Source organism: Exiguobacterium sp. A1_3_1 (assembly GCF_048985645.1).
GTDB lineage: Bacteria > Bacillota > Bacilli > Exiguobacteriales > Exiguobacteriaceae > Exiguobacterium_A > Exiguobacterium_A indicum.
Genome location: NZ_WBYY01000191.1, coordinates 1 through 5,891, shown reverse-complemented (window position 1 = coordinate 5,891; position 5,891 = coordinate 1). Strand labels below are relative to the sequence as shown.

Annotated in this window: 6 protein-coding genes; 4 read left to right on the top strand and 2 right to left on the bottom strand. The window is 46.2% G+C overall.

Annotation, left to right across the window (positions count from 1 at the left end; translation table 11 throughout):
- The first annotated feature begins 76 nt into the window (after positions 1-76).
- From guaC to egtD, 3 genes are all read left to right on the top strand, one after another.
- Positions 77-1,060 (top strand): GMP reductase, encoded by a 984-nt coding sequence (guaC, locus tag F8N00_RS15670; RefSeq protein ID WP_075642488.1) that lies wholly within the window; start codon positions 77-79, stop codon positions 1,058-1,060.
- A 122-nt stretch (positions 1,061-1,182) separates the two neighbouring features.
- Positions 1,183-2,463, top strand: a complete 1,281-nt coding sequence (egtB, locus tag F8N00_RS15665; protein ID WP_075642487.1) for an ergothioneine biosynthesis protein EgtB — start codon at positions 1,183-1,185, stop codon at positions 2,461-2,463.
- The gene (gene egtD, locus F8N00_RS15660) at positions 2,463-3,419 is read left to right on the top strand and encodes an L-histidine N(alpha)-methyltransferase (protein WP_075642486.1); all 957 of its coding nucleotides are present in this window, start codon (positions 2,463-2,465) and stop codon (positions 3,417-3,419) included. Before egtB ends, egtD begins: the two co-directional genes overlap by 1 nt.
- Before the next feature lie 82 nt (positions 3,420-3,501).
- On the opposite strand, the gene F8N00_RS15655 is transcribed toward egtD, so the two are convergent.
- The gene (locus F8N00_RS15655) at positions 3,502-3,831 is read right to left on the bottom strand and encodes a hypothetical protein (RefSeq protein ID WP_421018536.1); all 330 of its coding nucleotides are present in this window, start codon (positions 3,829-3,831) and stop codon (positions 3,502-3,504) included.
- Positions 3,832-3,867: 36 nt separating this feature from the next.
- On the bottom strand, positions 3,868-4,986 hold the full coding sequence (locus tag F8N00_RS15650; protein WP_075642484.1) for an NAD(P)/FAD-dependent oxidoreductase: 1,119 nt from the start codon (positions 4,984-4,986) through the stop codon (positions 3,868-3,870).
- Between the two features lie 284 nt (positions 4,987-5,270).
- Here F8N00_RS15650 and F8N00_RS15645 point away from each other — a divergent pair, with 284 nt between their 5' ends.
- Positions 5,271-5,819 (top strand): hypothetical protein, encoded by a 549-nt coding sequence (locus tag F8N00_RS15645; RefSeq protein ID WP_421018535.1) that lies wholly within the window; start codon positions 5,271-5,273, stop codon positions 5,817-5,819.
- Positions 5,820-5,891 lie beyond the last annotated feature (72 nt).

The following is a 5,891-nucleotide window of genomic DNA, read 5'->3' as shown; positions in this document are numbered from 1 at the left end:
AGAGACAGATAGTAGTCAAGGGGCGAATGATCATCGCCAATATATTAAAAAATATTCGTAATTAGAGGTGTTATTCATGGATGTAGTATTCGATTATGAAGATATTCAATTAATTCCAGCAAAATCAATCGTTGGTAGTCGTTCGGAATGTGATACGTCTGTCGAGTTCGGTGGTCGTCGTTTTAAGCTTCCGGTCGTACCGGCAAACATGCAAACAATCATTGATGAATCGATTGCTCTATTCTTAGCGGAAGGCGATTATTTCTATATCATGCATCGATTCGAACCGGCTCGTCGTTTGGCGTTCGTACGAATGATGCAAGAACGTCAACTGTTCGCTTCAATTAGCGTCGGTGTCAAGGAAGAAGAATATCAGCTGATCGAACAACTTGCGGCAGAGGGCCTAACTCCGGAATACATCACGATTGATATCGCACACGGTCATTCGGAAGCCGTCATTCAGATGATTCGCCACATCAAGTCGCATCTGCCAGCAAGTTTCGTCATCGCTGGTAACGTTGGTACGCCAGAAGCGGTGCGCGAACTTGAGAATGCGGGAGCCGACGCAACAAAAGTCGGGATCGGACCTGGTAAAGTATGTATTACGAAGATTAAGACAGGATTCGGTACAGGCGGTTGGCAACTCGCGGCACTTCGTTGGTGTGCAAAAGCAGCAAGTAAACCGATTATCGCGGATGGTGGTATTCGGACGCATGGCGATATCGCGAAGTCGGTCCGGTTCGGTGCTTCGATGGTCATGATTGGTTCACTCTTCGCGGGGCATGAAGAATCGCCTGGTGAGACACATGAAGTGGACGGGGTGCTTGTCAAAGAATACTTTGGTTCTGCTTCTGAGTTCCAAAAAGGGGAACGCAAGAACGTTGAAGGAAAGAAGATGTTCGTCGAGCATAAAGGAAGTCTGACGGATACGTTGATCGAGATGGAGCAAGATTTGCAATCGGCAATTTCGTATGCTGGCGGGAACAAATTGCAGGCGATTCGGACAGTCGACTATGTCGTTGTCAAGAACTCGATCTTCAACGGCGATAAAGTATATTAAAGTGATTAGTTCGCTCTTAACGGAGCGGACTTTTTTTAGTTCTTTAGCATAACTCTTCCATAGGAGGGGTATACATCAAATGGACCAAAAGATTCGGAATATTTTGGATAGGAGTGATTGACATGCTATTTGAAACAACATCGTACTTAATCGAAAAATTTGCCACTGTTCGTAACCAAACAATTGCCTTAATTGAACCGCTCGAAGCAGAAGACTTCATCATTCAAGCGAGTTCGGACGTGAGTCCGCCGAAATGGCACATCGCCCATACGACTTGGTTTTTTGAACGGATGATACTACAGGAATATAGTGAAGGCTATCGCGTTTTCCATCCGAAGTACAATTATCTGTTCAATTCTTACTACAACTCGATTGGTCCTTACCAGCCTCGTCAACAACGAGGGATGTTGTCACGTCCGACCGTCGAGGACATCATTGCTTATCGGGCATATGTCGATGGACAAATGGTCGAGTTCTTGAAGGAAGAACGGACTCCAGAAGACCAACGGAAAATCGAAACGTTAGTCGAGATGGGGCTACAACACGAACAACAACACCAGGAATTGATCTTGATGGACGTGAAGTATAACTTTTTCACGAATCCGTTGTTACCTGCTTATCAATCAAAGTCGTTGGCAACAGATGTGTCTGAAAATGCAGTTAAGGAAACATCGTTCATCCAATTCGAGGAAGGACTCGTCGAGATCGGTCATACAGGAGACGGTTTTGCGTTCGACAATGAGAGTCCGCGTCATAAAACGTGGTTGCATCCGTTTGAACTAGCGACGCGTCCTGTCACGAATGGAGAGTATTTAGCGTTCATTGAAGCAGGGGGTTATGAAAAATCAGAGTATTGGTTATCCGACGGCTTTGCGACAGTGCAAAAAGAAGGCTGGAAAGCCCCGTTATATTGGATGAAGGATGACGCGGGAGAGTGGACGATCTTTACGATGAACGGTGTCGAACCGCTTCGTCTTGATGAACCGGTCTGTCATGTCAGTTTTTATGAGGCGGACGCTTATAGTCGCTTTATAGGGAAACGGTTGCCGACAGAAGCGGAATGGGAATGGGCTTCTCGTCAAGTCGATTCTGTCACGAAGCGCAATATGATGGGAAGCGGCACCTTCCATCCAGTCGCCGTCGAAGAGTCAGAGACGACGCTTGCGAGCATGTTCGGAAACGTCTGGGAGTGGACGTCGAGCGCTTATAGTTCATATCCAGGCAGTAAACCGCTCGAGGGAGCACTCGGGGAATACAACGCGAAGTTCATGTGTAATCAAATGGTACTGCGTGGAGGAGCGTGCGTGACGCCTGACGATCACATTCGCGAGACATACCGTAACTTCTTCCCGCCTGATAAACGTTGGTTATTTGGCGGCTTCCGATTGGCAGGTGACATGTGATGCGAGAGACAGTCATTGGGTACGATTTATATACGCCGCAACAAAACATGCGTTTAGAAGTCATCGAAGGTCTGATGCGAGAACAAAAGGTCTTACCGGCAAAATATTTTTATGATCATATCGGATCCCAGTTGTTCGAACAGATTACGCAACAACCGGAATATTATCCGACACGGACAGAACTCGCCATCTTAGAGCAGCATCGAGCGGAGATCGCACGAAGTATCGGCGATGTGCATACACTGATTGAATATGGAAGTGGCAGCAGTCGTAAAATCCAGATGTTACTGGAGACATTTACGCATCTAGACACGTATATGCCCATTGATATCTCAAAAGACTTCCTGATGGAATCTGCACGCCAATTGTCGGAACGGTATCCTGCGTTGCATATTAAAGCGGTTTGTGGGGATTACTCACAATCGATTTCTTTACCGGTCGAGGAGTCTCAAAAACGAGTCATCTTTTTCCCGGGTTCGACGATTGGTAACTTTGAACCGGAGGAAGCGATGCGCTTCTTACGTCATTCCTCACGAATTCTTGAAACAGGAGATGGATTCTTGATCGGTGTTGATCTGAAAAAGTCTGTTGATGTGCTTGAACGGGCTTATAATGATGCAGCCGGCGTCACAGCAGCATTCAATTTGAACATGTTGACGCATTTGAATCAGATGCTCGAGGGAACGTTTGATGTGACACGATTTGAACATCATGCTTTTTATAATGAAGAAAAAGGACGAATCGAAATGCATCTTCGGAGTCAACTCGATCAACTCGTGCAAGTCGGAGATGTAACGGTTCCGTTTAAAAAAGGCGAAACGATTCATACGGAAAACTCCTATAAATACAGTAAAGAAGAGTTTGAGACACTTGCCCGTCAAAGTGGTTTTCATTCAGTCAATTGTTGGATCGATGACGATGAACGATTCAGTGTGCATTATTTAGAAAAAATGTAACGGCGAAAAAACTAAAAATACTCCCGCTTGTAAGCTTCTGTGTAGAAGCGATGAAGGGGAGTATTTTTGTGGGTGAAAGCGTTTATTCGATCCGAGCGCCTTCTGGAATCGGATGTTCCGGTACGACGAGGATCGGCATCCATTGTTCCGAACGTCCGATCTCAAGCAACCGCCCCGACTCTTCAGGCGTACGACCAGGTACATTCAACACGGCAATCGCTTGTTTTCCAAGCAACTCATGGACATCGGGTCGCAGCGATTCCCAAGCGAGTGAAAAAGAACGCGTAAAGCCGTCGAATTGTAGTTCAAGCTGAATCGAGCAGTCTGTGCGATTTGAAATCGACTGGATTGTACCAACACGTATATCTAAAGCATCGAATAATTCAAGAGGAACGATTGGTTTCATGGACAATGGTGTACTTCCTTTCAAAGTGAAGTATAGAGTGGGTTAGGAGTCGAGAGAGACGTAGGTCGGCTCATAAGTCGTCCATTCGATATCAGGAGTTTGATGACGTGCAAGCTTCGCTAATTGGCTACCGAGATACGGTCCGATCGTCAAACCGGATGCACCAAGTCCGTTCGCTAGGAACACGTTCGGATGATTTTGAAGCGGTCCAATCACCGGCAGGGAGTTTTTCGTATACGGGCGCAAGCCGATACGCAGTTCATCAATCGTCGTTTCTTCGAGACGCGGTAAGACAGGTAAAGCACGATTCAATAAGGCATGCATCCCTTTGACGGTCGGTTTCAAATCATAATCGGTCTGTTTTTCGTGTGTTGAACCGACGATCAATTTCCCTTCGTGGATGGAGACGAGATATAATCCACGTTGTCCCATGACGACGGGCCATGTCGTTGATGTAGAGTCCGTCAAATCGAGTTGCAGGATCTGTCCCTTCTCCGGATGCAAATCGATTTTAAGCTCAAGTGGACGGAGTAGGTCATTTAACCAGACACCCGCCGTTAAAATGAACTGTTCTGCCAAGTACTGTTCATTTTCCGTGGTTATACCAGTGACGACTCCCTTGTCTACGACAAGAGAAGCATCTCCTTCTAGGACGGTCGCACCGTGTTCGACAGCACCACGAATCAGTGCAGCACACAAGGCACGTCCGTCAACGCGTGCACCACCGGAAACGAATAAGGCATCCTCGATCTGTTCGACGAGTGGAAAGAGCGTTTTGACACGATCTTGGTCCAGTCGTTCGATACGTTCGATGGCAGGAGCTTCCGGAAAACGGTTTTGCGCAATCGTCTCCATCTTTTCGATTTTTGATGTTTCATGTAAGGCGATCGTGCCAACTTGCTGATAACCCGTACTGATCTCACCGAGTGCTTCCAGTTCAGGAATCAATGTCTTGTAAAAATGAGCCCCGTTATTCGCTAATTGGTACCATGCCTTATTTCGTCGCTGTGTCATCCATGGACAGATAATGCCGGCTGCCGCATGAGAGGCTCGACCGGGTTCCTTCCGATCGACGAGTAAGACGCGTTCACCAGCCTTCGATAAATGATAGGCAGTCGAGGCACCGAGAATGCCGGCGCCGATGATGATATGGGTGTACATGAAAGATTCAACTCGATTCTGTTCAATTGGAATATCTTATATTGTAGCAGTAGAAGATCCGGACGACTAGCAAGAGCGGGTTTCCAATCTGTAGCACATCGAATGATGGGAAATGATGGGGAAAGTGAACCATTTGGTGCGTCATGACGTATACTAAATATACAGTTTCTAAAAACTGTGAATTAGACGATTAGAAACAGCTGAATTCGGAAACATACCCTTATAGGCATCATGTCCTGTCATCATCGACTTTGAAACGGTCCATCATGAAGGAGGGGAAGGCAATGAATATGAGTCAAGCCATCGTACGCAGACGCTACACGGATCATACTTTATTTTATTCCGCCATCCTAATCTGGAAATTGCTATTCTTCCTGCCACTGCTCATGTTCGTCAACAGCGGCACGGACCATGTGTTTCAAATGTACTTCGTACCGTACCTCACGGTCATCTTCCTATTTCGTGTGATAACCTACTTCGCGACCTATAAAGCATCTTTCATGGAGATGACGGAAATGGGTCTATCGTTATCCTTGCTGATCGCAGATGTATATTTGATTGCGTTGTTCGACATTCCACTTCCGTTTGCTTTAATTATCCTTGCGCTCGCTTTACTCCACTTCAGTGCGGCATTCAGTCGTTTTCGTTGGTTCCGCCGTCGTCTTTGGTTGAATCGGCATCTTGAGATCCTCAATTATTTGACGGATCACGGTGAAGTACCCATTAAAATTGCCGTCATGGCAGAAGATGAAATGCTTGTGACGACGAAGAGTGGAAAAGAGTTTACGTATCGTCAGGTTTATTGGAGCGGATTTTATATTGAACATGGTTGATTGCTATTTGAAACGGATTTCTCTTTGGGGAAATCTTTTGAGACTGAAGACAAGTGCAATTGTTCTCTAACG